Annotated in this window: 22 protein-coding genes; 14 read left to right on the forward strand and 8 right to left on the reverse strand. The window is 65.4% G+C overall.

The features are described from left to right. The first annotated feature begins 144 nt into the window (after positions 1-144). Together ASD22_RS04055 and ASD22_RS04060 are read left to right on the forward strand one after the other, a co-directional pair. Positions 145-1,227, forward strand: a complete 1,083-nt coding sequence (locus ASD22_RS04055) for a catalase family peroxidase (protein ID WP_056080927.1) — start codon at positions 145-147, stop codon at positions 1,225-1,227. Continuing rightward, positions 1,224-1,838: a cytochrome b gene (locus tag ASD22_RS04060; RefSeq protein ID WP_056079233.1), complete on the forward strand. Its 615-nt coding sequence runs from the start codon at positions 1,224-1,226 to the stop codon at positions 1,836-1,838. Before ASD22_RS04055 ends, ASD22_RS04060 begins: the two co-directional genes overlap by 4 nt. 80 nt (positions 1,839-1,918) lie before the next feature. Here the strand turns inward: ASD22_RS04060 and ASD22_RS04065 are convergent, their stop codons facing one another. The 4 genes from ASD22_RS04065 to hutU form a co-directional block, all read right to left on the reverse strand. Then, on the reverse strand, positions 1,919-2,200 hold the full coding sequence (locus ASD22_RS04065) for a YceI family protein (protein WP_056079236.1): 282 nt from the start codon (positions 2,198-2,200) through the stop codon (positions 1,919-1,921). 362 nt (positions 2,201-2,562) lie between these two features. Further along, positions 2,563-2,931, reverse strand: a complete 369-nt coding sequence (locus tag ASD22_RS16625) for a hypothetical protein (RefSeq protein WP_156458938.1) — start codon at positions 2,929-2,931, stop codon at positions 2,563-2,565. A gap of 247 nt (positions 2,932-3,178) precedes the next feature. Beyond that, on the reverse strand, positions 3,179-4,477 hold the full coding sequence (locus ASD22_RS16630) for a hypothetical protein (protein WP_156458939.1): 1,299 nt from the start codon (positions 4,475-4,477) through the stop codon (positions 3,179-3,181). A gap of 87 nt (positions 4,478-4,564) precedes the next feature. Next, positions 4,565-6,235: a urocanate hydratase gene (gene hutU / locus ASD22_RS04070; protein WP_056079239.1), complete on the reverse strand. Its 1,671-nt coding sequence runs from the start codon at positions 6,233-6,235 to the stop codon at positions 4,565-4,567. Between the two features lie 137 nt (positions 6,236-6,372). Between hutU and ASD22_RS04075 the strand changes: the two genes are divergently transcribed. The 5 genes from ASD22_RS04075 (at position 6,373) to ASD22_RS04095 (ending at position 10,014) form a co-directional block, all read left to right on the forward strand. Then, on the forward strand, positions 6,373-7,107 hold the full coding sequence (locus ASD22_RS04075; RefSeq protein ID WP_056079242.1) for a sensor histidine kinase: 735 nt from the start codon (positions 6,373-6,375) through the stop codon (positions 7,105-7,107). After that, positions 7,058-7,447: a response regulator gene (locus tag ASD22_RS04080; RefSeq protein ID WP_162245059.1), complete on the forward strand. Its 390-nt coding sequence runs from the start codon at positions 7,058-7,060 to the stop codon at positions 7,445-7,447. Before ASD22_RS04075 ends, ASD22_RS04080 begins: the two co-directional genes overlap by 50 nt. A gap of 80 nt (positions 7,448-7,527) precedes the next feature. After that, positions 7,528-7,923 (forward strand): response regulator, encoded by a 396-nt coding sequence (locus tag ASD22_RS04085; protein WP_082520111.1) that lies wholly within the window; start codon positions 7,528-7,530, stop codon positions 7,921-7,923. Between the two features lie 64 nt (positions 7,924-7,987). Beyond that, positions 7,988-9,490, forward strand: a complete 1,503-nt coding sequence (locus tag ASD22_RS04090) for an AlkA N-terminal domain-containing protein (RefSeq protein WP_056079252.1) — start codon at positions 7,988-7,990, stop codon at positions 9,488-9,490. Continuing rightward, the gene (locus ASD22_RS04095) at positions 9,487-10,014 is read left to right on the forward strand and encodes a methylated-DNA--[protein]-cysteine S-methyltransferase (protein ID WP_056079253.1); all 528 of its coding nucleotides are present in this window, start codon (positions 9,487-9,489) and stop codon (positions 10,012-10,014) included. The genes ASD22_RS04090 and ASD22_RS04095 overlap by 4 nt, the downstream gene beginning before the upstream one ends. A gap of 119 nt (positions 10,015-10,133) precedes the next feature. Here the strand turns inward: ASD22_RS04095 and ASD22_RS04100 are convergent, their stop codons facing one another. Beyond that, positions 10,134-10,583, reverse strand: coding sequence for a hypothetical protein (locus ASD22_RS04100; protein ID WP_056079256.1), 450 nt, complete (start codon positions 10,581-10,583; stop codon positions 10,134-10,136). Between the two features lie 52 nt (positions 10,584-10,635). On the opposite strand from ASD22_RS04100, the gene ASD22_RS04105 reads away from it, so the two are divergent. Together ASD22_RS04105 and mfd are read left to right on the forward strand one after the other, a co-directional pair. Beyond that, positions 10,636-11,904: an ectonucleotide pyrophosphatase/phosphodiesterase gene (locus tag ASD22_RS04105; protein WP_056079258.1), complete on the forward strand. Its 1,269-nt coding sequence runs from the start codon at positions 10,636-10,638 to the stop codon at positions 11,902-11,904. Between the two features lie 133 nt (positions 11,905-12,037). Beyond that, positions 12,038-15,589, forward strand: coding sequence for a transcription-repair coupling factor (gene mfd / locus ASD22_RS04110; protein WP_056079261.1), 3,552 nt, complete (start codon positions 12,038-12,040; stop codon positions 15,587-15,589). Between the two features lie 149 nt (positions 15,590-15,738). Here mfd and ASD22_RS04115 read toward each other — a convergent pair whose 3' ends face one another. Continuing rightward, on the reverse strand, positions 15,739-16,404 hold the full coding sequence (locus ASD22_RS04115) for an HAD hydrolase-like protein (RefSeq protein ID WP_056079265.1): 666 nt from the start codon (positions 16,402-16,404) through the stop codon (positions 15,739-15,741). Continuing rightward, complete coding sequence (locus tag ASD22_RS04120; RefSeq protein WP_056079267.1) at positions 16,404-17,582, reverse strand: phosphoglycerate kinase; 1,179 nt, start codon at positions 17,580-17,582, stop codon at positions 16,404-16,406. The genes ASD22_RS04115 and ASD22_RS04120 overlap by 1 nt, the downstream gene beginning before the upstream one ends. Before the next feature lie 133 nt (positions 17,583-17,715). On the opposite strand from ASD22_RS04120, the gene maiA reads away from it, so the two are divergent. Beyond that, positions 17,716-18,372, forward strand: coding sequence for a maleylacetoacetate isomerase (gene maiA / locus ASD22_RS04125; protein ID WP_056079269.1), 657 nt, complete (start codon positions 17,716-17,718; stop codon positions 18,370-18,372). Positions 18,373-18,526: 154 nt separating this feature from the next. On the opposite strand, the gene ASD22_RS04130 is transcribed toward maiA, so the two are convergent. Beyond that, positions 18,527-19,405, reverse strand: coding sequence for a universal stress protein (locus tag ASD22_RS04130; RefSeq protein WP_056079272.1), 879 nt, complete (start codon positions 19,403-19,405; stop codon positions 18,527-18,529). A 223-nt stretch (positions 19,406-19,628) separates the two neighbouring features. Between ASD22_RS04130 and ASD22_RS04135 the strand changes: the two genes are divergently transcribed. The 4 genes from ASD22_RS04135 to ASD22_RS04150 are packed head-to-tail and all read left to right on the forward strand — an operon-like array spanning position 19,629 to position 24,908. Then, positions 19,629-22,523: a monovalent cation/H+ antiporter subunit A gene (locus tag ASD22_RS04135; RefSeq protein WP_056079274.1), complete on the forward strand. Its 2,895-nt coding sequence runs from the start codon at positions 19,629-19,631 to the stop codon at positions 22,521-22,523. Continuing rightward, positions 22,523-22,861, forward strand: a complete 339-nt coding sequence (locus ASD22_RS04140; RefSeq protein WP_056079278.1) for a Na+/H+ antiporter subunit C — start codon at positions 22,523-22,525, stop codon at positions 22,859-22,861. The genes ASD22_RS04135 and ASD22_RS04140 overlap by 1 nt, the downstream gene beginning before the upstream one ends. Continuing rightward, on the forward strand, positions 22,858-24,426 hold the full coding sequence (locus tag ASD22_RS04145; protein WP_056079284.1) for a monovalent cation/H+ antiporter subunit D: 1,569 nt from the start codon (positions 22,858-22,860) through the stop codon (positions 24,424-24,426). Before ASD22_RS04140 ends, ASD22_RS04145 begins: the two co-directional genes overlap by 4 nt. Further along, complete coding sequence (locus ASD22_RS04150; protein ID WP_056079286.1) at positions 24,423-24,908, forward strand: Na+/H+ antiporter subunit E; 486 nt, start codon at positions 24,423-24,425, stop codon at positions 24,906-24,908. The genes ASD22_RS04145 and ASD22_RS04150 overlap by 4 nt, the downstream gene beginning before the upstream one ends. The last annotated feature ends 22 nt before the right edge of the window (positions 24,909-24,930 follow it).

A 24,930-nucleotide genomic window follows, 5' to 3' on the forward strand; every position in this document is an offset into this window, starting at 1 on the left:
GCCCGCACCAAGGTGCATGTAACGAATCGCATGGGCTGAGCGAATACCCCTCACCAGCCGCGCCGCAGCCAGCGCCCTTCGCGCGGCCTTGCGACACGACAACGCCAGTAAATGACGTTCGCAGACATGCCCCTGGAGTCGAACATGCACGATCCCACACCACCCAATACGCCGCCCCGCCGAATCGGCGCGTGGAGCCTGATCATCGGCATCGTCGTCATTGTCGCCATAGCGTTCGGCTACGTCGGCGGCTGGCTTGCACCGCATCGGCTCACGCCGAAAAAGCTGGTGAACCAGTTGCAGCACGACGCCGGTACGTTCGCCGGTTATCGCCGCAACCATGCGAAAGGCGTGTGCGTGGTCGGCCACTTCGACAGCAGCGGTCAGGCGCAGACGTATTCCGTCGCGCAGGTGTTCGCGCCGGGGCAACGCACGCCGGTGGTCGGGCGTTTCGCGATACCCAGCGGCAATCCGTATGCGCCGGATTCCAGCGTGCCGATCCGCAGCATGGCGCTGCGTTTCGCGCTGGCGAACGGGCAGCAGTGGCGTACCGGAATGAACAGCATGCCGGTGTTCCCGGTCGCCACGCCCCAGGCGTTCTACGCGCAACTGCAGGCGAAGCAACCGGACCCGGTCACCGGCAAACCCGACCCGGCGAAGATCGCCGCGTTTTTTGCGGCGCACCCAGAAACCGCCGCGTTCCGCGCCTGGGCGAAAACGGCCAGGCCATCGGCAAGCTTCGCTACGGAGAGCTACTGGAGCCTCAACGCTTTCGTGTTCGTCGACGCAGCCGGCCGACGCCAGCCGGTGCGCTGGCGCATGGTGCCCGAGGCGAGTGATGCCGGCGTCGCGAGGACGCCGGGCGGCGCGGATTACCTTGCCGCCGACCTCACCGAACGCCTCGCTCGCGGCCCGCAACGCTGGCAGTTGCAGGTGACCCTGGCCAATCCGGGCGACCCGACCAACGACGCGACAAAGACCTGGCCGGACGATCGCCGCACGATCGATGCCGGCACGCTGGTGCTGGAACGCAGCGCGCCGCAGGCCAGCGGCCCGTGCCGCGACATCAACTACGACCCGCTGGTGCTGCCGGCCGGCATCGAGGCTTCCGACGATCCGCTGTTGCCCGCCCGCTCCGCCGCGTACGCGGACTCGTACCTGCGCCGTACCAGTGAGGAAGCCCACCTGCCCGGCACCACCGCGCCCAAGCCGGAGACGAGCCGATGAACGCCACCCCCGACCGGTTCACGCTTGCCGCGCGTACCTTGCACTGGCTGATGGCGGTGATGATCGTGGCGATGCTGTTCATCGGCGTCGGCATGGTCGCCACCGTCTCCGCGCGGCACGAATGGCTGCTCGCCATCCACAAACCGCTCGGCATCGCGATCCTGCTGTTGGCGGTGATCCGGCTGGCGGTGCGCCTGCGCCATCCGCCACCGCCGCTACCGGCCGACCTGCCCGCGCTGCAGAAACTCGCGGCGCTGGCCTCGCACTGGCTGCTGTACTTTCTGATGCTGGCGATGCCGCTGATCGGCTGGGCGATGCTCTCGGCCGGCGGCTATCCGGTGATGCTGGGCGACTCGCTGCGACTGCCACCGATCTTCCCCACCAGCCCGGTCGCCTTCGCCGTGCTGCGCCACCTGCACACTGCGTTCGCGATGCTGCTGTTCCTCACCTTCCTGGCGCACATGGGAGCGGCGCTTTACCACGGACTGATCCGCCGCGACGGCGTATTCGCGTCGATGTTACCCGCGGCGTCACCGCGGGTGGATGGTGATGGCGAGGAAGTCGATGCCGACAACGCTGGTCGTCTTTCCGCCGCCCCGCAAGACGACTGAGGAAAAGAAGGCTGGGGCTAGCTGGGCCACTTCACTCTGACGCCAGTTTTCCCCGCCTTCCCTTCCAAATCGGGAAGGTGTCATTTGTCCTGAACTGCTTCGACCTGAATGCGGAGGGCAACTTTCATATCCATCCCGAACGACTTGCCGCCATCAAGTCCGAATTCGTCTCGCTCGAACGTGCCCAGCGCATCGGCACCGCAACGCAGCCGTGGCTTCAGCATGAAATCAGGGACACATTTGAACCTGTCGATGGTGAGGGTCAGCGGCCTGGTCACCCCGCGCATCGTCAATGCACCAAAAACAGGGGTCAGAGTCGACTTTCTCTCGAGCAAACTCCAAAAAAATGCACTCTGACCCATGTTTTTTTTAATCGAGCTAATGAGCGGATCTAACCCGGCTGGTCTTCACGCAACCAAGTCAAGTACCTATTTAGCTTGATGCTGCTTGCCTGGCATGAAGCTTTGCCACAAAAACAACAAAAACAGGGGTCAGAGTCGACTTTCCTCGAGCAAGCTCCAAGAAAGTGCACTCTGACCCCTGTTTTGCATCAAAAGTGAGCCTGAGCCCTTATCGCGACCTATCGTTTAACTTCCTCCATCCCGGTTTCACCCGCACCGACGCATGACGAGGAAACCGATGCCGACGATGCGGATCATCTTTCCACTGCCCCTCAAAACGACTGACGAGGCACGAAAGCAGTCTTAAACAAAATATTCCCTCATCATTTTTCGATGACCGCGCTACGTCGATATTTTCCAATAGGAAGTACGACTGACAATGGCGAATTATCAGTGCGGTCATCCGGGTAGCAATCTTCAGGCACAACGCATTCGAAAGTCAGGCTATCAGCGGGAAGTGAGTGAATTTTAGGATTTCCCGTCAAGCCATCAGCAAGCGATCTCATGCGGCGATTACACTGAGCGACGTTTTCGAATAGATCCACAGAAGTTACGTTCGATGCCGCCATGTCCGCCACTCCACGCTTATTGCTCATTAAAGTTATTCCGGTCACGCAATCACTGCCGAAAGCGAATCCCGCTTGAGCAAAAATCGCAATAACTATCAGGCGAAAAGTAGAACGCATAATCATGCCATACACCAAAAATTCTGATACGAAATTAGTCGTTTGGCGCCCGCCAGGCGGCCTCGACAAGTAGGTTCAACGATTCCATCTTCTGCTCCCGGATCACACGTAACGATACGCGATTGTCGTCGGGCAACACTTCTGGAGAACGGCAAGGAGGGTGCTAAAACGCAAACGTCGCACATGGAGTCATTTAACTTCCTCCGTCCGGGTTTCCGCTCGGTTTCCCAGACCCACTTTCCGCTGCTTTCTTCTATGCTTTGCCAAGTCCAAATATGGACTGAAGCTTTACCCACGTCTTTATTATTCCATTCGATTCTAATTGGGACAAGAGATCATCCGTCGGAGAAGCCGAATCTTTTGCAGCATGCTCATACAATCTAACGGGGTTGTCTCCGAAGTTAGTAATTGTTGTCTTGAGAAGATCTGACATAAGAGCGTCATCGTTGGAATCTTTCACTTCATTCCGATAGCTTTCAAAGGCGAGCGCAGTGGCAGCCTTATACTCATAGTCCTCTTGAATCCTGCTTAGACGGCCAAGCTGCTTCGCGGCGTACCAGCCCAACCAAATCATCGGAGCAGCCAGTGCTACTCGCCTCAAAAGAGCAACCAGCAGCGCTTCATAGGTTAACGCCTCCAACGTCAGGGCAAACCATATCGCAGTGAGCGCCAGCCCGCTTACAGCAGCCGCGAATACTATCAGCCAGATAATTCGTTCTCGAAAAATTCCTGTGGCTCGCTCACTAAATGCTTTTGCAAGTCCTTGCCGGCGTACGTCAACAAGCGTCTTCCTCAGACTCTGCATCGCTTCTGTGGTTTCAAGCTTTGCTGCCGCCACCTCTTCAGTTAACTCGTCGATTCTTTGATCAAATTCACCGGCTTTTGTTTCTGCGCGGGACCGAAATCCAACAACATCGGTGTGCAACGTTTCAACTTCAGCGCGTCGCTCGCTTATCGCCTTGTGGGATTCATTAATCTCCGTCCTGAGAGTGTTTAACTTCTCGGACGCAGCCGAAATTTCCGTCAGCGTGTCATTCGCTTGTTTCGTCGATTGAGCAAGCTTTTCTGAAGTGTTTGCGGCAACCTCAGACTGTCGCTCTATCTCCTTCGCACGATCTCCTGCCTTAAGCACAGCAGCCAACTCTTCGACGCCTCGAAGCTCAAGTTCTTTACCTAATGTTCGAGCGGCTCCAGCTCGACGATCGGAGATCACCGCCATCATCTGACCGACGTCGACCACTCGTCGAACAAATTCAGTTGAATTTAGAAGCCAGTTGACCCCATTACTTGGAGCTTGCGCCGCGAACCCATGCGCTTCAATTACCTGCTTGGACAGCACAGCATCTGCCAATTCTGCTTGGACGGTTTCCATCCACTTGCTTTTATCAAGCTTTTCTAATCTAGCCCTCCAATCGTTGAATACTTCTTCAAAAGACTGGTAGCTAAGCCCTTCAAATCCAGCGATACCAGTCGCGAAGTCGCCGGACCTCTGACTTTTCAAAGCCGACCATTGGGTCTCCAGCTTTGTCAACGCATCTAGTGTTCTACGCATGTGGTCCCTCCCCTAATTCAACTCCATCTTCAGGCAACGCCATGAGTTAGAAAGGCGCGGACTCATTCTCTGGATCACGTTTGCCACTCAAACCATCGGCACCTTCAACCCCATCTTCTCGGCGCATTCAGCAGCCACCTTATACCCCGCATCCGCATGCCGCATCACCCCGGTACCCGGATCATTCCACAGCACCCGCGCGATCCGCTCATCCGCTTCCTTGGTGCCATCGCACACGATCACCAGCCCGGAATGCTGCGAGTAGCCCATCCCTACCCCGCCGCCGTGATGTAGTGAGACCCAGGTGGCGCCGCTGGCGACGTTGAGCATGGCGTTGAGCAACGGCCAGTCGGATACGGCATCGCTACCATCCTTCATCGCCTCGGTCTCGCGATTCGGTGACGCCACCGACCCCGAATCCAGATGATCGCGCCCGATCACCACCGGCGCCTTCAGCTCTCCATTGCGCACCATTTCGTTGAACGCGAGGCCGAGCTTGTCGCGCAACCCCAGTCCCACCCAGCAGATACGCGCCGGCAGGCCCTGGAAGCTGATGCGCTCTTTCGCCATGTCCAGCCAGCGGTGCAGGTGTTTGTCGTCGGGGATGAGTTCCTTGACCTTGGCGTCGGTCTTGTAGATGTCTTCCGGGTCGCCGGACAGCGCAACCCAGCGAAACGGGCCGATGCCGCGGCAGAACAGCGGGCGTATGTAGGCGGGGACGAAGCCGGGGAACGCGAACGCGTTTTGGCAGCCGACGTCCTGGGCCATCTGGCGGATGTTGTTGCCGTAGTCGAAGGTGGGGATGTCTTGCGCGTGGAAGGCCAGCATCGCGTCGACGTGGGTTTTCATCGACAACTTGGCGGCGCGGGCGGTGCCGACGGGGTCGGCCTTGCGGCGCTCGAACCACTGCTCCACGGTCCAGCCCTGCGGCAGGTAGCCGTTGACCGGATCGTGCGCGCTGGTCTGGTCGGTGACGGCGTCGGGTTTGATGCCGCGCCTGACCAGCTCGGGCAGGATGTCGGCGGCGTTGCCGAGCAGCGCGATGGATTTCGCCTCGCCCGCTTCGGTGTATTTCGCGATGCGCGCCAGCGCGTCGTCGAGGTCGCTGGCCTGCTCGTCGACGTAGCGGGTCTTCAGGCGGAAGTCGATGCGGCTCTGCTGGCATTCGATGTTGAGGCTGCACATGCCGGCGAGTGACGCGGCCAGCGGCTGCGCCGCGCCCATACCGCCGAGGCCGGCGGTGAGCAGCCATTTCCCTTTGAGGTTGCCGCCGTAGTGCTGGCGGCCCATCTCGACGAAGGTTTCGTAGGTGCCCTGGATGATGCCTTGCGAGCCGATGTAGATCCACGAGCCGGCGGTCATCTGGCCGTACATCATCAGGCCTTTCTTATCGAGCTCGTTGAAGTGCTCCCACGTCGCCCAGTGCGGCACCAGGTTGGAGTTGGCGATCAGCACGCGCGGCGCGTCCTTGTGCGTGCGGAACACGCCGACCGGCTTGCCGGACTGCACCAGCAGGGTCTCGTCGTCGTTCAGTTCGCGCAGCGATTTCAGGATCGCGTCGAAGCACTCCCAGTTGCGCGCGGCGCGGCCGATGCCGCCGTACACCACCAGCTCGGCCGGGTTCTCCGCCACCTCCGGGTCGAGGTTGTTCTGGATCATGCGGAACGGCGCTTCGGTGAGCCAGCTCTTGCAGCTGAGCTCGCTGCCACGCGGCGCGCGGATGACGCGGGTGGTGTCGATGCGGGTGGGTGCGCTCATCGATGGGCCTCCGTACGAAGACGATGGAGTATAGGTCACGCGCTGAAGCACGAGCCGCCGCCGCGAGCGTGCGCGGACGTGAATCGACGGTCACCTGGTGCTATGTACACTCGGGCGCCTCATTGGAGAACCCGGACATGCCCACGGTGACGCAATTGGCGGACGAACTGCGCATCGCGAACGAAGCGTTGGCGACGGCGAACAGGAAACTGGCCGACGCCGACGCGCGACACAAGACCATGATCGGCGAACTCAACCACCGCGTGCGCAACATGCTGGCGGTGGTCAGCGCCGTGGCAAACCAGACCCTGGCGAAAGCGGTCGATGAGAACGTGCTGGACGCGTTCCAGGACCGGCTGCAGGCCATGGCGCGCATCTACAAGCTGCTGACGGAAGCGGGCTGGTCGCATCTGCCGTTCCAGGAGCTGGTGCGCGAAACGCTGGCCGCAAACGTCGATCCATCGCGGTTCTCGCTGGACGGGCCACCGTTGAACCTCGCCCCGCGCGAGGCGTTGGCGCTGGGCATGGTCATCCACGAGCTGGCAGCGAACGCGCTGAAACACGGTGCGCTGTCCACCGCGAACGGGCATGTGGAGGTGTGTTGGGAAAACCCCGCCGACCGGGCCGATGCCATCGACATCCGCTGGGCGGAATCCGGCGGCCCGCCCGTGGTCGAGCCGCAACATCGGGGCTTCGGCATGCTGATGGTGGAGCGCCAGCTGGCGTACGAGCTGCAGGGTCACAGCACTGTCACCTATGCCCATGGAGGATTGCGGGCCACGCTGCACCTGCCCCCACAGCAGGCGCCCCAGGAGCATGAGCATGAACGCGGCACATCCCGATGGCCAGGTCGTCATGGTGGTGGAGGATGAACTGCTGGTTGCCGCCACTCTCGAAGCCGCACTGGAAGATGGCGGCTATCACGTGCTGGGGCCGGTCGCGACCGTACCAGCGGCGATCGGCCTGCTGCGGACGTCACAGCCGGACGTGGCGCTGATCGATTACCGGCTGGCAACAACCACCACCGAAACGCTGTTGCCCTCGCTGAAATCGCGGCACATACCGGTTTGCGTGCTGACCGGCTACGGCGCCGGTCAGCTTCCGGCCGCGTACGCCGGGTTGACGGTGCTGGAAAAGCCCTTCCGCATCAAGACGTTGATGGCGACCCTGAGCCAGATCGGTTCCGACAACGGCCCACACGCTGCAACATGATTGCGCTGGCAGAGCGCTCCCCGGCTGCGTATGCTGGTCATCGGGGACACCGATGAAACCGGCACGGCAGGAGTGCACTTATGGACATCGCAGGATTGCGAGTGATGGTGTTCGAGGATGATTTTCTCCTCGCCGGGACGCTAGCGGACGTACTCGGCCGATTGGGCTGCACGGTCGTCCGCTGCATTGCTGCACTTGATCAGGCCATGGAAGCGGCGCGCACGGAAAACTGCGATTTCGCGGTGGTCGACCTGCAACTGCAAGGCGTGATGGCCTACCCGCTGCTGGACTGCCTGGCGCAACGCGGCATCCCCTGCATCATCGCCAGCTGTCAATCGCGCCAGGACATCCCACCCCGTTACATGTCGATGCCGGCGATCTCCAAGCCGTATACGACGCGCGAACTGCGACGCGCGATCGACGTCGCCTGCGGCGCCCAATCCGTGCGCGAATCCTCGGGCGATTCACAGGGCTGAATCGTGATGCATTGATGTCCGAAAACGGCGAGTTCGCGCCGCAGCGCGGTGCTAGCCTGCGCACATGGACATCACTTCATCCCTGCCCGACCCGCATATCTGCGAACAGGCCCGGCTCAGCCGCGACGCGCGTTTCGACGGGCTGTTTTTCACCGCGGTCAGCAGCACCGGCATCTATTGCCGGCCCGTATGCCCGGCACCCGTGCCGAAGCGGGCGAACGTGCGTTACTACGCGAATGCAGCCGCCGCCGAAGCGGCCGGGTTCCGCCCCTGCCTGCGCTGCCGGCCGGAGCTTTCGCCGGGCAACGATCAATGGCAGCGCGGCGACCACGTGGTGGCGCGTGCGCTGAAGCTGATCGAAAGCGGTGCGCTGGAGGAAAGCTCGCTGCCGCAACTGGCCACCCACGTCGGCGTCGGGGCGCGCCAGTTGCGGCGGCTGTTCGTGGAGCGCGTTGGTGCGCCGCCGATCAGCGTGCACACCACGCGACGACTGTTGTTCGCGAAACAATTGCTGACGGAAACCGCGTTGCCGGTGACCGAGGTGGCGCTGGCGTCGGGATTCCGCAGCCTGCGCCGTTTCAACGCGGCGTTCGCCCAGGCGAACCGCATCGCGCCACGCGAACTGCGCCGCCACCCGCGCGCGGCCGCCGACGATGCGCTGGTGCTGCGGCTGGGCTACCGGCCGCCCTACGATTTCGGTGAGCTGCTGGCATTCCTGCGCACGCGCGCCATGCCCGGCGTGGAGCGCGTGGATGACGTCAGCTATGCGCGCGTGTTCGGCCCCGCCGACGCGCCGGGCTGGCTACGGCTCAGTGCATGGCCCGGCGAGCATGCGCTGCGGCTGCAATTGCATTGCCCGCAATCGAGCCAGTTGCTCGGCGTGGTGACCACGCTGCGACGGATGTTCGACCTGGACGCGAATCCGCAGGCCATCGCCGATACGTTCCGCGACGACGCCATCCTCGGTCCGCTGCTGACACGCCGGCCGGGCCTGCGCCTGCCCGGCGGCTGGGACGGTTTCGAGATAGCGGTGCGCGCGATCCTGGGCCAGCAGATCAGCGTGGCGGCGGCGCGCACGCTGGCCACACGCATCGTGCAGCGCTGGGGCCAGCCCCTGGCCGAGGCGCCGATGCCGGGGCTGGAGCGATTGTTCCCCACAGCGGAAGTGCTGGCGCAGGCGGAACTGCGCGAAGTCGGCCTCACCACCGCGCGCGCCGCCACCGTGCGTGGCATGGCGCAGGCCTTGCTGGACGGACGCGTGGACTTTCGCGCGGATCAGTCGCTGGATGAATTCGTCGCCCGCTGGGTCGCCCTGCCCGGCATCGGCGAATGGACGGCGCACTACATGGCCATGCGCGCATTGAGCGAACCGGACGCGTTCCCCGCTGCCGACCTGATCCTGCGCCGCGTCGCCACCACCGACCCGACCCCGCTGAGCACGAAAGCGCTCAGCCAGCGCGCCGAAGCGTGGCGGCCCTGGCGCGCGTACACCGTGATCCACCTGTGGCGTGGCACGGCGGATGCACCGCCCGCGCCGCGTTCGAAGAAACCGGAGAAGACCCCATGAAAACCCCGACCGACACGATTCACCACGACGAAATGGCGAGCCCGGTCGGCCGCCTGCAACTGGTGGCGGACGCCGATGGCCTGCGCGGCATCTGGTTCGAGCACGAGCGTGATCCGCTGGTCATCCCGCCGCACTGGATTCGGGTGACCGCGGCGCATGCCTCGGCGCCGATCGCTATCGCCCGCGCCCAGCTGACGGAATACTTCGCCGGTAAACGCCGCCAGTTCGACCTGCCGCTGCACCCGATAGGCACGCCGTTTCAGCTTGAGGTGTGGGAGGAACTGGCACGCATCCCCTACGGCGTCACCATCAGCTACGCGGACCTGGCCCATCGCATCGGCCGGCCCCGCGCGATGCGGGCGGTAGGCGCCGCGAACGGCCGCAACCCGTTGCCGATCATCGTGCCGTGTCACCGCGTCATCGGCCGCGACGGCAGCCTCACCGGCTTCAGCGGCGGCCTGGAAATCAAGCGCCTGCTACTGGATCACGAACACGCGGCGCCGGCTGGCGACTTGTTCGCGTAGTTTCTGTTTGTCTGCGCAATCCCTGTAGGAGCGGCTTCAGCCGCGATGCTCTTGCCCTGGTGTCAGCAGGTGCGAAAAGCGTCGCGGCTGAAGCCGCTCCTACAAAAAGTGCCTGGCTTTCACCCGCCGCTGTTTGCCGGCGCCGGTGCCGGCGGCGGCACCGGCACGCCCCAGTAGCTATCGATCAGGCTTTGCTGCTGGGCGCGGTCACGGTCGCGCCGTGCATCGTCCGCACGGTCGAACTGCCGGCCGGCAGACGGATTGTTCGCATAGGGCTGCCGGGCCACGTCCGACACACCTTGCTGCAGTTGTCCGCGCAGCTGGCTTTGCTGGAATTCCTTGCGCAGTTGCTGTTGCTGCACCTGCTGCTGGAATTGCAAATTGGGCCGCGGCGGGATGGGTGCCACCCGCAGCGACGGCGCGGTTTTCGGCACCGGCGGCGTGGCGGGTTTGCGCTGCACGGATTGTTGCGGCGCGGCCAACGCAATGCCAAGCGGCAACGCCAGGCTGAGGCCGGCGAGCCAGCGGATGCGTGCGTCAAAACGTGTGCGTAGCCATGTCATGGTCATGCATCTGCGCGATCATGGAGGAATCATTCCGCTCCATTTTCAGGCATCGCACATGAACATCCTGTTTCGCCTGCTGTGCGCGCTGCTGCTGGCGCTCGGCGCCGGCTGCGCCACGCAGCCGCCCAGCGCGGGCAAAACCGCCGGTACACATCCGCTCCTGCTGATCTCGATCGACGGCTACCGTCCCGACTACCTCACGCGAGGCTTGAGCCCCACCCTGGCGATGCTGGCGCGCGACGGCGTGCGGGCGCAATCGATGCAGCCCTCGTTTCCGTCGCTGACGTTTCCGAACCACTACACGCTGGTCACCGGCCTGCGCCCGGATCACCACGGCGTGGTCAACAACACCATGTTCGATCCCGAATTGGGCAAGTTTTCGCTGGGCAATCGGCGGGCGGTGAGCGACGGCCGCTGGTGGGATCAGGGCACGCCGATCTGGGAGACCGCCGACCGCCACGGCCTGCGCACCGCCACCATGTTCTGGCCCGGTTCGGAAGCGGATATCCACGGCCACCATCCGGATTACTGGAAGCCGTACGACGGCGCCGTCACACCCGACCAGCGCGTGGATCAGGTGCTGGCCTGGCTGGATCTGCCCGCAGACCAGCGGCCGGGTTTTCTCACCCTGTATTTCGATGGCGTCGACCACGCCGGCCATCATCACGGCCCGGATTCACCGCAGGTGGACGACGCGCTGCGCCAAACCGACGCCGCGCTGGCGCGGCTGGTGAAGGGTTTGCGGCAGCGCGGCCTGTTCGACCGCATCAACCTGATCGTGCTGTCCGACCACGGCATGGCCAGCGTGCCGCTGCAGAACAGCGTGCTGATCGACAAGCTGATCCCGCTGGATCAGGTACAGACGGTGAGCCTGGGCGTGCTGGCCGGCTTCAATCCCTTGTCCGATTCGCCCGCCGCGCAGGCCGCGTTCACCCGCATCGAGAAGAAACTGAAGCAACCGCAGCCGAACATGGATTGCTGGGACAAGACCCGCGTACCGGCGCGCCTCGCCTACGGCCACAACGCCCGTGTGCCGCAACTGCTGTGTTCGGCGCACGTGGGTTGGCGCATCACCACCACGGCGTACATGACCAGCCACAAGGGCCGCGTCAGCGTGGGCGAGCATGGCTACGACAATGCGGCGCCCGCCATGCAGGCGTTGTTCGTGGCGCACGGGCCGGATTTTCGCGCGGGCCTCACCGTGGCCCCGTTCGCGAACGTGGATGTCTATCCGCTGATGGCACGCCTGCTGGGCATCCCCGCGCTGCCAAACGATGGTGATTACACGGCGGTGGAGGACATGCTGCGTCCGGCGTCACGCTGATACCTGGGGAACGGCCGCCACCCACCTTCCCGCAAGTTACACTTGCCCGCTTGTCTCCACGTCATCGCCGCCGGCGACCGTGCCCACCGACGCCATGGCGCGGGGCACGCTGCCGCAACGGCAAGATTGCCCTATGTCGAAATCCCTGCCGCACCCGCCCCTGCCCACCACCCCGAAACAGCGCCGCTACTGGTCGCCACCGGATGGCTCGGCGCGCGCGCTGCTGATCGCGGAAACCGCCCGTGCGCATCCGGGGCTGGTGGTCGCGGTGACGCGCGACACCCAACGCGCCCGCGCGCTGGAAGACGAGCTGCGCGTGTTCAGCAGCGGCTTGCCCGTGCTGCATTTCCCCGACTGGGAAACCCTGCCCTACGACGCGTTCAGCCCGCATCCGGAGATCGTGTCGCAGCGCATCGCCACGCTGTACCGGTTGCCGAGTATCCAGCGCGGCGTGCTGGTGGTGCCGGTGGCCACGCTGATGCAGCGGATCGCCCCGCGCAGTCACATCACCGGCGCGGGCCTGGTATTGGACAAGGGCCAGAAACTGGACCTGGCGCACGAGCAGCGGCGGCTGGAAGCCTCCGGCTACCGGCACGTGCCGCAGGTCGCCGAGCCGGGTGATTTCGCGGTGCGTGGCGCGCTGATCGACATCTACCCGATGGGCAGCGACATGCCCTACCGCATCGAGTTGTTCGATGACGAAGTGGAGTCGATCCGCAGCTTCGATCCCGAAAGCCAGCGCTCGCAACAGCAGGTGGAAAAGATCGAGCTGCTGCCCGCGCGCGAATTCCCGCTCACCGAGGAATCGGCCAAGTCATTCCGCAGCAACCTGCGCGAGCGCTTCCCCATCGACGTGCGCCGCTGCCCGCTGTACCAGGACATCAAGGAAGGCGTCACGCCCGGCGGCATCGAGTACTACCTGCCATTGTTCTTCGAGCAAACCGCCACGCTGTTCGACTATCTCGCCGACGATGCGTTGTTCGTGCTGGGCGAAGGCGCGGGCGAAGCGGCCGACCAGTTCTGGGCGCAGACCGCCGAACGCTACGACCAGCGCGCCCATGACATCGAGCGCCCGGTGCTGCCGCCGGCCGAGCTGTATCTGCCGCCGGAGCAATGGCGCGCCCAGCTCAACAAGCGGCTGCGGGTGGAAGTGGTCGAACCCGGCCACGAGCATGCCGTGGCCGTGGGCACCCAGCCTGCGCCGGAGCTGCCGCTCAATCGCAAGGGTGAAGAACCCGGTACCTCGCTGCGGCATTTTCTGGCCAGCTATCCGGGGCGCGTGCTGATCGCCGCGGATTCGGCAGGTAGGCGCGAGGCGTTGATCGAGACATTGGCGGCGACGGGGTTGAAGCCCGAAGCCGTCGAGAGCTGGCAATCCTTTCTCCTCCCCCTGCAAGCAGGGGGAGGTCGGGAGGGGGTTGCTCCGGCCGGCGCAGAAGCAACATCAAAAGCACCCCTCCCCAACCCTCCCCTGCTTGCAGGGGAGGGAGCAAAGTTCGCCATCACCATTGCCGGGCTTGAGCAGGGCTTTGCGCTCACCAAGCCACCGATCACCGTGCTCACCGAGCGCGAGCTTTATGGCGAACGGGTGCGCAGCGAGCGCGACCGCAAGCGCCGCCGCGGCACCGCGCGTGATCCGGACAGCATCATCCGCGATCTCACCGAACTCACCATCGGCGCGCCGATCGTGCACGTCGATCACGGCGTGGGCCGCTACCAGGGCCTGGTGTCGATGGATGTGGGCGGCATGGATGGCGAGTTCCTCACCATCGAATACGCCAAGGGCGACAAGCTGTACGTGCCGGTGGCGCAACTGGGCCTGGTCAGCCGCTACTCCGGCACCGCGCCGGAGCTGGCCCCTCTGCATTCGCTGGGTGGCGATGCGTGGGAACGCGCACGCAAGAAGGCCGCCGAGAAAGTACGCGACGTGGCGGCCGAGCTGCTGGCGATCTACGCCCAGCGCGAGGCGCGCGGCGGCGAGTCGATGCCGATCGATCGGCAGATGGTGGAAGAGTTCGGTCGCGGTTTTCCGTTCGAGGAAACGCCCGATCAGGAAAGCGCGATCGAAGCCGTGCTGAACGACCTGGCCGCACCGCGCGCGATGGACCGGGTGATCTGCGGCGACGTGGGCTTCGGCAAGACGGAAGTTGCCCTGCGCGCCGCGTTCGCCGCCGCCACCGCCGGTCGGCAGGTGGCCGTGCTGGTGCCCACCACGCTGCTGGCGCAGCAGCATTACCGCAATTTCGCCGACCGCTTCGCCGACTGGCCGGTGCGCGTGGATGTGCTGTCGCGCTTCAAGTCCAGCAAGGAAGTGAACGAGGCGCTGAAGCGCCTGGCTGACGGCCAGATCGACGTGATCGTGGGCACGCACAAGTTGCTGATGCCCGACGTGAAGTTCAAGAATCTCGGCCTGGTGATCGTGGACGAGGAGCAGCGTTTCGGCGTGCGCCAGAAGGAGCAGCTGAAAAAGCTGCGCGCCGAAGTCGACCTGCTGACGATGACCGCCACGCCGATCCCGCGCACGCTCAACATGGCCATGGCCGGCCTGCGCGACCTGTCGTTGATCGCCACCCCGCCCGCCCACCGCACCGCCGTGCGCACGTTCATTGCGGCGTGGGACCCGGCCACCATCCGCGAGGCACTGCAGCGCGAGCTGTCGCGTGGCGGCCAGGTGTATTTCCTGCACAACGAGGTGCAGAGCATCGAGCGCACCGTGCGCGAGCTGGAGGAGCTGGTGCCCGAGGCGCGCATCCGCATCGCCCACGGCCAGATGCCGGAGCGCGAGCTGGAAAGCGTGATGGCCGACTTCCACCGCCAGCGCTTCAACGTGCTGGCCTGCACCACGATCATCGAAACCGGCATCGACATCCCCACCGCCAACACCATCATCATCGACCGCGCCGACCGTTTCGGCCTGGCGCAGCTGCATCAGCTGCGCGGTCGCGTGGGCCGCTCGCACCACCGCGCCTACGCGTACCTGATCGTGCCGGACCACCGCTCGATCACCGCCGACGCGCAGAAGCGGCTCGAGGCGCTGGCCTCGCTGGAGGAACTGGGCGCGGGCTTCACCCTGGCCACGCACGACCTCGAGATCCGCGGTGCCGGCGAACTGCTGGGCGATGAACAATCCGGCCAGATCCAGGAAATCGGCTTCGGCCTCTACACCGAGCTGCTGGACCGCGCGGTGCGCGCACTGAAATCCGGCAAGGTGCCCGACTTCGACTTGAGCAGCGAACACGAGACCGAAGTGGAACTGCACCTGCCGGTGCTGATCCCCGACGATTACCTGCCGGACGTGCACACCCGCCTGACGCTGTACAAGCGCATCGCCAGCGCCCGCAACGAAGCCGACCTGCGCGACCTTCAGGTGGAAATGATCGACCGTTTCGGATTGTTGCCGCCGCCGGCCAAGCAGCTGTTCGCGGTGGCCACGCTGAAACTGATGGCCACGCCGCTGGGCATCCGCAAGCTGGATCTGGGCGCCAGCGGCGGACGCATCGTGTTCCGCGAGAAGCCCGAGATCAATCCGATGACCATCATCAACCTGATCCAGCGCCAGCCGCGCATCTACAAGCTGGATGGCCAGGACAAGCTGAAGATCATCATGGATCTGCCGGGCGCGACGGAGCGCGTGCGGGCGGCACAGGAATTGCTGGTGACGTTGGGCGCGCGGCGGCCGGGTTGAAGCGTGGTCCAAACAAGCCGTCATTCCAGCGAAAGCTGGAATCCAGTGCCTTCATGCAGTGACCGGGAGTCGCTGGATCCCAGCTTTCGCTGGGATGACGGCAATGGCCTGTTTCGCCAGGACAACGCGCGAGCCTCGATCAGCGCACCCTAAGCATCAGCCGCCAGAGCTGCCGCGGCTTCATTGATAAACCCGGCCAGCTCACCCGGATCATTGGCGATGGCAGTCGCCCCGGCCAACGTCAACTCCTCGCGGCTGCCAAAACCCCACAGCACGCCAAACCCGCGCACCCGGTTCGCCACCGCGCCCTCGATGTCGAAACGGCGGTCGCCGATCATCACCGCATGTTCTGGCGCAGATCGGAAATCGGCCAGCGCGGCAGCGATCATCGATGCCTTCTCGCAATGCGGATTGCCCGGCTCCGGGCCATACACATGCTGGAAAGCCGCGCCGAACGGCAGGCTTTCCACGATCGGCAACGCGTGCAGCCGCGGTTTGCTGGTGACCACCGCCAGTTGATGGCCGGCCGCCTGCAGTCCCTCGATCAACGGCGCCAGCCCCGGATACACGGCGTGCTCGCGCCAGCCGATGGCGGTGAACCGATCGTGGTAATGGCCGATGGCGGCAGTGACTTTCGCCGCATCGTTGTCCATCAGCGCGGCGAAGCCCTGGTGCAGCGGCGGACCGATCCAGTCGCGCAAGGCCTCGGGCGTGGGTGCGGGCACCTGCATCTGCACCAGCGCATGGCGGATGCAGCTGAAGATGCCCAGCTCCGAATCGATCAGGGTGCCATCGAGGTCGAACAGGCAAAGCATTACTTCGACGCCCGCGCCTTCAGTGCGGTGACCGCCGGCAGCTCCTTGCCCTCCAGGAATTCCAGGAACGCGCCGCCGCCGGTGGAGATGTAGGAGACCTCATCGGCGATGCCGTACTTGTCCACCGCGGCCAGCGTGTCGCCGCCACCGGCGATCGAGAACGCCGGCGAGGCGGCGATGGCGCGCGCCAGGGTTTCGGTGCCCTTGCCGAACGCGTCGAACTCGAACACGCCGACCGGACCGTTCCACACCACCGTGCCCGCCTTGGCGATCAGCTCGGCATACATCTGCGCGGTGCGCGGGCCGATGTCCAGGATCATCTCGTCATCGTGCACCTCGTCGACCGCCTTCACCGTGGCCGGTGCCTGCGCCGAGAACGTGGGCGCCACCACCACGTCGACCGGCATCGGCACTTCGGCACCGCGCGCCTTGGCGTCGGCCAGCACTTTCTTGGCGGCGTCGATCAGATCGGCTTCGTACAGCGAATTGCCGATCGGCAAACCCATCGCCGCGATGAAGGTGTTGGCGATGCCGCCGCCCACGATGAGCTGGTCGACCTTGCCGATGAGGTTGTCGAGCAAGGTCAGCTTGGTCGATACCTTGGAGCCGGCCACGATCGCCAGCAGCGGCCGCGCGGGTTGCTCCAGCGCCTTGCCCAGCGCGTCCAGTTCGGCCGACAGCAACGGGCCGGCGGCGGCAACCGGGGCAAACTTGATCACGCCATGGGTGGAGGCCTGCGCGCGGTGCGCGGTGCCGAACGCGTCCATCACGAAGATGTCGCACAGCGCGGCATATTTCTGCGCCAGCGCGTCGTCGTCCTTGCCCTCGCCCACGTTCATGCGGCAGTTTTCCAGCACCACCACCTCGCCGCTGGCGACCTCGACGCCGTCGAGGTAATCGGCTACCAGCCGTACCGGCGTACCGAGCTGCTCGCCCAGCCAGGTGGCCACCGGCGCCAGCGAGGACTCGGCATCGAACTGACCTTCCTTCGGGCGGCCCAGGTGCGACAGCACCAGCACCTTGGCGCCGGCATCGCGAGCGGCACGGATCGTGGGCAGGGCGGCGTCGAGGCGCTGGGTGGAAGTGATGTGGCCGTTGTCGATCGGCACGTTCAGGTCTTCGCGGATCAATACGCGCTTGTCGCGCAGATCAAGATCGCTCATGCGGGTGACGGACACGGCAGGACTCCAGTGATATGTTTGGACGACCGCCCGGACCAGGGGCGGCCGGGCAGGAACCGCCTATTGTCCGGCGCGGCCCGCGCTGACGCAAACCGGGACACCCTTCCGGACCACCCGCAGGAGCCGAGCCTTGAGCCCTACCCTGACCCTGTACGGTTATTGGCGCTCCAGCGCCGTCTACCGCGTACGCATCGCGCTGAACCTCAAGGCGCTGGATTACCACTACCAGCCGCTGCACCTGCTGCGCGACGGCGGCGAGCAGCACGGCGCCGATTACCGCGCCTTGAACCCGCAGCAACTGATCCCCTGCCTGCTCGACGGCGACCGCGCGATCACCCAGTCGCTGGCGATCATGGAATACCTGGACGAGACCTTCCCCGAACCAGCCCTGCTGCCTGCCGACAGCCGCGGCCGCGCGCGGGTGCGCGAGCTGGCGATGGCAGTGGCCTGCGACATCCACCCGCTGGGCAACCTGCGCGTGCTGCAGCGCCTGGAAGCGCAGTTCGGTGCCGACGACGTGCAACGCGCGGAATGGTCGCGGCACTGGATCGCGACAGGGTTCGATGCGCTGGAAGCCATGTTGGCCGACAACCCCGCCACCGGTCGCTTCTGCCACGGCGACACGCCGGGCCTGGCCGACGCCTGCCTGGTGCCCCAGTTCTACAACGCCTTGCGCTGGAAGCTGCCGCTGGAAAACTACCCCACGCTGCAACGCATCCACGCCGCCTGCAACGAGCTGGAGGCGTTCCAGCAGGCCGCGCCGGAAAGGCAGCCGGACGCCGTCTGACGATCCCTTCTCCCGCTCGCGGGAGAAGGTGCCCGACAGGGCGGATGAGGGCGCTCTTGCTCTGCGCCGTGAAAAGAGCCACCAGCGTGCAGAATATCGACCTTGTACGCTCACGCGGCATCGAGGGAGAGCTCAACTCAACCGGGGAGCGACATCATTGTTGCGCTCGCACCAACAACACATCACTGGGCACCGCCGGCACAATGCGCCGCGAGGTGCCGCCCACGAGCAGATGAAAGGCCAGGCCGCGGCGGAAGGCGCTGATCACCACCAGATCCGCCTCTTCCCGCACCACATGGTCGCGCAGCACGATTTCCGGGTGGCCATGTTCGATCAGGGGTACGACGCGCTCCTTCACGTCGGCGGCAAGCGGCGTGTCGTCCAGGAACGATCGCATCGTGGCCATTTCCATGCGGGCCAGGTCGCTGCTGTGTTCCGCATCCAGCCACAACGAGGTGTACGGGATATCCAGCACGTGCATCAACGCCAGCCGGGCCGCGGGAAACCACTTGGCGGCGGTGGTCAGGCCAAAGCGGGATTCGGCGGTGAAATCGGTACCGACCACCACGTTGGCGTAGGCATCGTGCGGCCGGCTCTTGACCACCAGCAACGAAGCCGGCGACTTGCGCAGCAGTTGCTCGGTAACGCGCCCCAGCGCACTCGGTGACGACGGTTCGGACGCGCCCAGCACGATCAGGTCGCAGCCCTGTTGCACGGCGGTTTCGAGAATGGCGTCGGCCGGGTTGCCATCGGCCACGTGGATGGTGAGGTCGGCGATCTCCTGGCGCAGATCACGGCGGATCTGTCGCTCCACCAGGACCGGGCTGGAGTAGCCCTGTCGCCACGACGGCTGGTTGATCGGCGACAACTCGTCCTCGGCGGGACACGACTGCACGTGCACGACATGCAGCGGCACCTGCCACTGTTGCGCCAGTTGCGCGGCGCGATCCAGGGCGCGGTCGCCGTGGCTGCGCAGATCGGTCGCCAGCAGTATTTTTTGCGGTGGCGCGAGGCTTGAAGCGATCGCAGTCATGCGCGCTCTCCGTGGTCCCTGCAGGTTGACATGAAGGCGCGGCCGGCCGTTTGAACCCGACAGCGCGACCACGACTATAGAGCTTTGCGGGTAGATCGACGCGGCCTGTAGACTCGGAAATGGCGCTCGTTTTCGCGACTCATGCCTTCCGTCCGCGGAAGCGCATGGCGATGCGTGCGCTGCGCGACCGGTGCTGCCGGCGTATTCCCCGAACGGTGGCCCGATGCCTTACGACCTCGCTGCACTCGCCATGCTCTGCCTGCCCTTCCTGGCCAGCGTGGTCGTGTTGATGGTGCGTGGGCGGCAATGGGCGACATGGCTGATGATCGCCACCGCGGCGGCGTGCCTGTTGCTGGCGGTGGGCATCTATCCGGCGATGGATGGCGGCCACGCGTTGCGCCACGTCGTCCATTGGGTGCCGTCGCTGGGGCTGGATCTGGTGCTGCGCGTGGACGGCTTCAGCTGGCTGTTCCTGATGCTGATCTGCGGCATCGGCCTGCTGGTGGGTGTGTATGCCCGCTACTACATGCCGCCGGACGATCCGCTCAATCGTTTCTGCGCGCTGCTGCTGGCGTTCATGGGCTCGATGCTGGGCATCGTGATGTCCGGCAACGTGATCCAGCTGGTGTTTTTCTGGGAGCTGACCAGCATTTTCTCGTTCCTGCTGATCGGCTACTGGAACCAGGGCGCGTCGGCGCGCGAGGGCGCGCGCATGGCGTTGATCGTCACCGCCGGCGGCGGCTTGTGCCTGTTCGCGGGGATGATGTTGCTGGGTCACATCGCAGGCAGCTACGACCTGGATGTGATCCTGGCCGCCGGTGAACAGGTGCGCGCCGACGCGTTGTACACACCGATGCTGGTGCTGGTGCTGCTGGGCGCGCTGACCAAGAGCGCGCAGTTCCCGTTCCACTTCTGGCTGCCGCAGGCGATGTCGGCGCCGACGCCGGTCTCGGCATTCCTGCATTCGGCCACCATGGTCAAGGCCGGCGTGTTTCTGCTGCTGCGTTTCTGGCCGGTGTTGTCGGGTACCGATGCCTGGTTCTGGCTGGTAGGCGGCGCCGGCCTGCTGACCCTGCTGCTGGGCGCAACCGCAGCCGTGTTCCAGCAGGATCTGAAGGCGGTGCTGGCGTATTCGACGATCAGCCATCTGGGTTTGATCACCATGCTGATTGGCCTGGGCAGCACGCTCGGTGCGGTGGCGGCGATCTTCCACATCGTCAACCACGCTACTTTCAAGGCATCGCTGTTCATGGCCGCCGGTGCGGTGGATCACGAAACCGGTACGCGCGATCTGCGGCGGCTGGGCGGCCTGCGCCACGTCATGCCGATCACCGCCACGCTGGCGGTGATCGCCAGCGCCGCGATGGCCGGCGTGCCCTTGCTCAACGGTTTCCTGTCCAAGGAGATGTTCTTCGCGGTGGCGCTGACCACCCATCGCGGCCCCGCGGTGGACATGGCCGCTGCGGCGATCGCGGTGCTGGCCAGTGCGTTCAGCGTGGTCTATTCACTGCGTTTCGCGCTGGGCGTGTTCTTCGGCCCCGCGCGCGACGATTACCCGCGCCAACCGCACGAACCGCCGCGCTGGATGCGCCTGCCGATCGGCCTGCTGGCGCTGGCCTGCGTGCTGGTGGGCATGTTGCCGGCGCGGGTGATCGGGCCACCGTTGCGCGCGGCGGCCTATTCGGTGCTCGGCGAGGCCACGCCCGCGTTCAGCCTGGCGGTGTGGCACGGGTTGACCCCGCCGCTGTTGATGAGCGCGATCGCGCTGGTGGCCGGGTGTGTGGTCTACGTGGTGCTGCGCGGTTATTTCGCGGGGTGCGAAACGCTGCCGCTGCTCGGCCGGTTCAGCGGCAGGCGGATCTTCGAATGGATGCTGACGCTGCTCACCGCCACCTTGCCGGCCGCGCTGGAAGGCTTGTTCCCCAGTCGCCGGCTGCAACCGCAGTTGCTGTTGATTGTGCTGGCCGCATCACTGGCGGCGGGCATGGCGATGTGGGGTTCGTCGCTGCCGCTGTCGCTGCATGGCTCGGGTGTCGATCCCGCGTTCGCACTGCTGTGGTTGCTCGGCGGCGCCTGCGCGATAGGCGCCGCGACGCAGGCGAAGTTCCATCGACTCGCCGCGCTGCTGCTCACCGGCGGCGCCGGCCTGGTGTCGTGCATCAGTTTCGTGTGGTTGTCGGCGCCGGATCTGGCGGCGACCCAGTTGCTGGTCGAGGTGGTCACCGCCATCGTTATCCTGCTCGGCCTGCGCTGGCTGCCCAAGCGCATCAGCGGCATGGCACCGGACAGCCGCCGTGCCCGCCTGCGCCGCCGTCGCGACATGGTGATCGCCGCCGGCGTGGGGTTGGGGCTGGCGACGTTGGCCTATGCAGCCATGCTGCATCCGGTAGCCGATTCGATCTCGCACTTTTTCCTGGAGCGCGCGTACACCGAGGGCGGCGGCCACAACGTCGTCAACGTGATCCTGGTCGACTTCCGCGGCTTCGACACCCTGGGCGAAATCAGCGTGCTGGCGATCGTGGCGCTGACGGTATTCGCGCTGCTGCGCCGCTTCCGTCCGGCGATCGAGAGCGTGGACGCGCCCGCACAGCAACGGTTGCAGGCAGCCTTCGAGGCCAGCGACAACGGCACCGCTTCGGTGGTGGCCGATTACCTGCGCATCCCGGGCCTGATCGTGCAGTTGATGGCGCCGGTGATCGTGCTGTTCGGCCTGCATCTGTTCCTGCGCGGGCACGACCTGCCTGGTGGCGGGTTTGCCGCCGGCATCACCGTGTCGGTGGCGCTGGTGCTGCTGTACATGGCGCGCGGCGCGCGCTGGGTGGAGGTGCGCCTGCGGGTGGCGCCGTTGCGCTGGATCGGCGCCGGCCTGTTGCTGGCGGTGAGCACCGGCCTGGGCTCGCTCGCGTTCGGCTACCCGTTCCTCACTTCGCACTCGCGCCACGCCTACATACCGTTGCTGGGCGAGCTGCCGCTGGCCACGGCGATGCTGTTCGACCTGGGCGTGTTCTTCGTGGTGGTGGGCGCCACGTCATTGATGCTGGTGGCGCTGGCGCACCAGTCGCTGCGCCGCCCGCGGGTATTGGGCGAGCCGGTGGTCGATGCCGAGGGAGATCGCTGATGGAGGCGGTATTGGCATTGGCGATCGGCGTGCTGGCGGCATCGGGCGTGTGGCTGCTGCTGCGCCCGCGCACGTTCCAGGTAATCATCGGCCTCACCCTGATTTCCTACGCGGTGAACCTTTTCATCTTCTGCATCGGCGGCTTGCGCACGGGCGCGGACCCGGTGCTGCGCAGCGGCGCCGACATCACGCAGTACGCCGACCCGCTGCCGCAGGCGCTGGTGCTGACCGCGATCGTGATCAGCTTCGCCACCACGGCGTTGTTCCTGGTGGTGCTGCTGGCCTCGCGCGGGCTCACCGGCAATGACCACGTCGACGGCAAGGACGGCACGCCATGAGCGCGCATCTGCTGGTATTGCCGATCGTGCTGCCGCTGCTGGTGGCGGCGTTGCAATTGCTGCTGGGCGAGCGGCGGCGACGGCTGGTGGCCGCGTTGAGCGTGGCGTCCTGTGTGGCGCTGGTATTGCTGGCCGCCGCCCTGCTGGTGGGCGTGACCGGCGCAGCGGCCGGCGACGGCCTGACGACGGTCTACCGCATTGGCGACTGGCCGGCCCGGTTCGGCATCGTGCTGGTGGCCGACCGGCTGTCGGTGCTGATGCTGCTGCTTACCGCGGTGCTGGCGCTGGCCCTGTTGCCGTGCGCGCTGGGTCGCTGGCAACAGCCCGGCGGCCCGGTGCAGCCGATGTTCCAGTTCCTGTTGATGGGTTTGAACGGCACCTTCCTCACCGGCGACCTGTTCAACCTGTTCGTGTTCTTCGAGGTGCTGCTGGCGGCTACTTATGGCCTGGCGCTGCATCGGCCGGGCGCGCGCCGGGTCAGCGCCGGTTTGCATTACATCGCGGTCAACCTGCTCGCCTCGATGCTGTTCCTGGTGGGTGTCAGCCTGATTTTCGGCGTCACCGGCACGCTCAACATGGCGGCGCTGGCCCAACTGATTCCCACGGTGCCGGACAACACGCGCGCCTTGCTGCATGCGGGCGCCGCGATCCTGGGCGTGGCATTCCTGGTGAAGGCGGCGATGTGGCCGCTGGGGTTCTGGTTGCCGCGCACCTACGCGGCGGCGACGTCGCCGGTGGCGGCAATGTTCGCGATCATGACCAAGGTAGGCGTCTACGTGCTGCTGCGGTTGAGCCTGTTGCTGTTCGGCAATGGCGCGGGCCCGGCCTCGGCCCATTTCGGCGACAGCTGGCTGTTGTGGGGCGGCATGGCGACGGTGGTGGTCGGGGTGGTCGGCATGCTGGGCGCGCGCGACCTGGGCAAGCTGGCCGGCTACAACGTGCTCATCTCCTCGGGCACCCTGCTCGGCGCGATCGGCCTGCAGCATCCGGCGGTCACGGCGGGCGCGCTGGCTTACCTGGTGATCTCCACCCTGGCAATCGCCGCGTTTTTCCTGCTGGCCGGCATGCTGGCGCCCGACGACGAGGCCGAGGCGACGCCACTGCTGGAACCGTACGATCCGGCCGGTGAGGCGCTGTACGCGGACGAAGACGAGAACCGCGCCACGCTGCCGGCGCCGGTGGCGCTGCTGGGCATGTGTTTCCTGGTCTGCGCGCTGGTGCTGGCCGGGCTGCCGCCGTTGTCCGGCTTCCTGGCCAAATTCGCCCTGCTGGCACCGATGCTGGAAACCGGGGCGGGCCGCGGCGCAATAGCGTTGTTCACGCTGGTGGTGGTGGCGGGCTTCTGCACGGTGATCGCGATGTGCCGCACCGGCATCCAGATTTTCTGGGCCGATGAGGATTGGACCTTCCCCCCCATCCGCCTGGGCGAGGCCGTATCGGTGCTGATCCTGCTGGGATCGTGTCTGGCCTTGAGCGTGTGGGCCGACGCCCCGCTGCGCTACCTGGCGGCCACCGCCGAGCAATTGCACGCACCGGCCCATTACATCCGCGCGGTGTTCCCGTGAGGCGCTGGCTGCCGCATCCGCTGATGGCCGGCTTCCTGCTGCTGGCCTGGCTGCTGCTGCGGCAGAGCCTTGCGCCAGCCACGGTGGCCAGCGGTGTGGTGATCGCGCTGGGGCTGGCGTGGGCGTTCGGCAAGCTGCGCCCGCCACGGGCGCGGGTGCGTCATTACTCGCTGCTGGGCAAGCTGCTGCTGCGGGTGTTACGCGACATCGTGCGTTCCAACTTGGCGGTGGCGTGGATCGTGCTGCGCCGTCGTGGGCGGTTCACCTCGGGCTTCGTGGCGATCCCGCTGGAGCTCACCGATCATTACGGGCTGGCCGCGCTGGCCTGCATCATCACCTCGACGCCGGGCACGATCTGGGTCGATCACGACTCGGCCCGCAACGTGCTGCTGATCCACGTGCTGGATCTGGTCGACGAGGCAAGCTGGATCGACACCATCAAGCAACGCTACGAGCGGCCCCTGCTGGAGATCTTCCAATGAGCCCCATACCGATGAGAGGCTC

Origin of the sequence: Rhodanobacter sp. Root480, assembly GCF_001426645.1 — a bacterium.
Taxonomy (GTDB): domain Bacteria; phylum Pseudomonadota; class Gammaproteobacteria; order Xanthomonadales; family Rhodanobacteraceae; genus Rhodanobacter; species Rhodanobacter ginsenosidimutans.

What these genes read in the sequence shown, in the direction of transcription:
- ASD22_RS04105 (WP_056079258.1), top strand. Translation starts at nt 10,636, where the DNA reads ATGAACATCCTGTTTCGCCTGCTGTGCGCGCTGCTGCTGGCGCTCGGC.
- ASD22_RS04085 (WP_082520111.1), top strand. Translation starts at nt 7,528, where the DNA reads ATGGACATCGCAGGATTGCGAGTGATGGTGTTCGAGGATGATTTTCTC.
- mfd (WP_056079261.1), top strand. Translation starts at nt 12,038, where the DNA reads ATGTCGAAATCCCTGCCGCACCCGCCCCTGCCCACCACCCCGAAACAG.
- hutU (WP_056079239.1), bottom strand. Translation starts at nt 6,235, where the DNA reads ATGAGCGCACCCACCCGCATCGACACCACCCGCGTCATCCGCGCGCCG.
- ASD22_RS04135 (WP_056079274.1), top strand. Translation starts at nt 19,629, where the DNA reads ATGCCTTACGACCTCGCTGCACTCGCCATGCTCTGCCTGCCCTTCCTG.
- ASD22_RS04075 (WP_056079242.1), top strand. Translation starts at nt 6,373, where the DNA reads ATGCCCACGGTGACGCAATTGGCGGACGAACTGCGCATCGCGAACGAA.
- ASD22_RS04060 (WP_056079233.1), top strand. Translation starts at nt 1,224, where the DNA reads ATGAACGCCACCCCCGACCGGTTCACGCTTGCCGCGCGTACCTTGCAC.
- ASD22_RS04140 (WP_056079278.1), top strand. Translation starts at nt 22,523, where the DNA reads ATGGAGGCGGTATTGGCATTGGCGATCGGCGTGCTGGCGGCATCGGGC.
- ASD22_RS04100 (WP_056079256.1), bottom strand. Translation starts at nt 10,583, where the DNA reads ATGACCATGACATGGCTACGCACACGTTTTGACGCACGCATCCGCTGG.
- ASD22_RS04065 (WP_056079236.1), bottom strand. Translation starts at nt 2,200, where the DNA reads ATGGGTCAGAGTGCATTTTTTTGGAGTTTGCTCGAGAGAAAGTCGACT.
- ASD22_RS04115 (WP_056079265.1), bottom strand. Translation starts at nt 16,404, where the DNA reads ATGCTTTGCCTGTTCGACCTCGATGGCACCCTGATCGATTCGGAGCTG.
- ASD22_RS04055 (WP_056080927.1), top strand. Translation starts at nt 145, where the DNA reads ATGCACGATCCCACACCACCCAATACGCCGCCCCGCCGAATCGGCGCG.
- ASD22_RS16625 (WP_156458938.1), bottom strand. Translation starts at nt 2,931, where the DNA reads ATGATTATGCGTTCTACTTTTCGCCTGATAGTTATTGCGATTTTTGCT.
- ASD22_RS04095 (WP_056079253.1), top strand. Translation starts at nt 9,487, where the DNA reads ATGAAAACCCCGACCGACACGATTCACCACGACGAAATGGCGAGCCCG.
- ASD22_RS04080 (WP_162245059.1), top strand. Translation starts at nt 7,058, where the DNA reads ATGAACGCGGCACATCCCGATGGCCAGGTCGTCATGGTGGTGGAGGAT.
- ASD22_RS04130 (WP_056079272.1), bottom strand. Translation starts at nt 19,405, where the DNA reads ATGACTGCGATCGCTTCAAGCCTCGCGCCACCGCAAAAAATACTGCTG.
- ASD22_RS04090 (WP_056079252.1), top strand. Translation starts at nt 7,988, where the DNA reads ATGGACATCACTTCATCCCTGCCCGACCCGCATATCTGCGAACAGGCC.
- ASD22_RS16630 (WP_156458939.1), bottom strand. Translation starts at nt 4,477, where the DNA reads ATGCGTAGAACACTAGATGCGTTGACAAAGCTGGAGACCCAATGGTCG.
- ASD22_RS04145 (WP_056079284.1), top strand. Translation starts at nt 22,858, where the DNA reads ATGAGCGCGCATCTGCTGGTATTGCCGATCGTGCTGCCGCTGCTGGTG.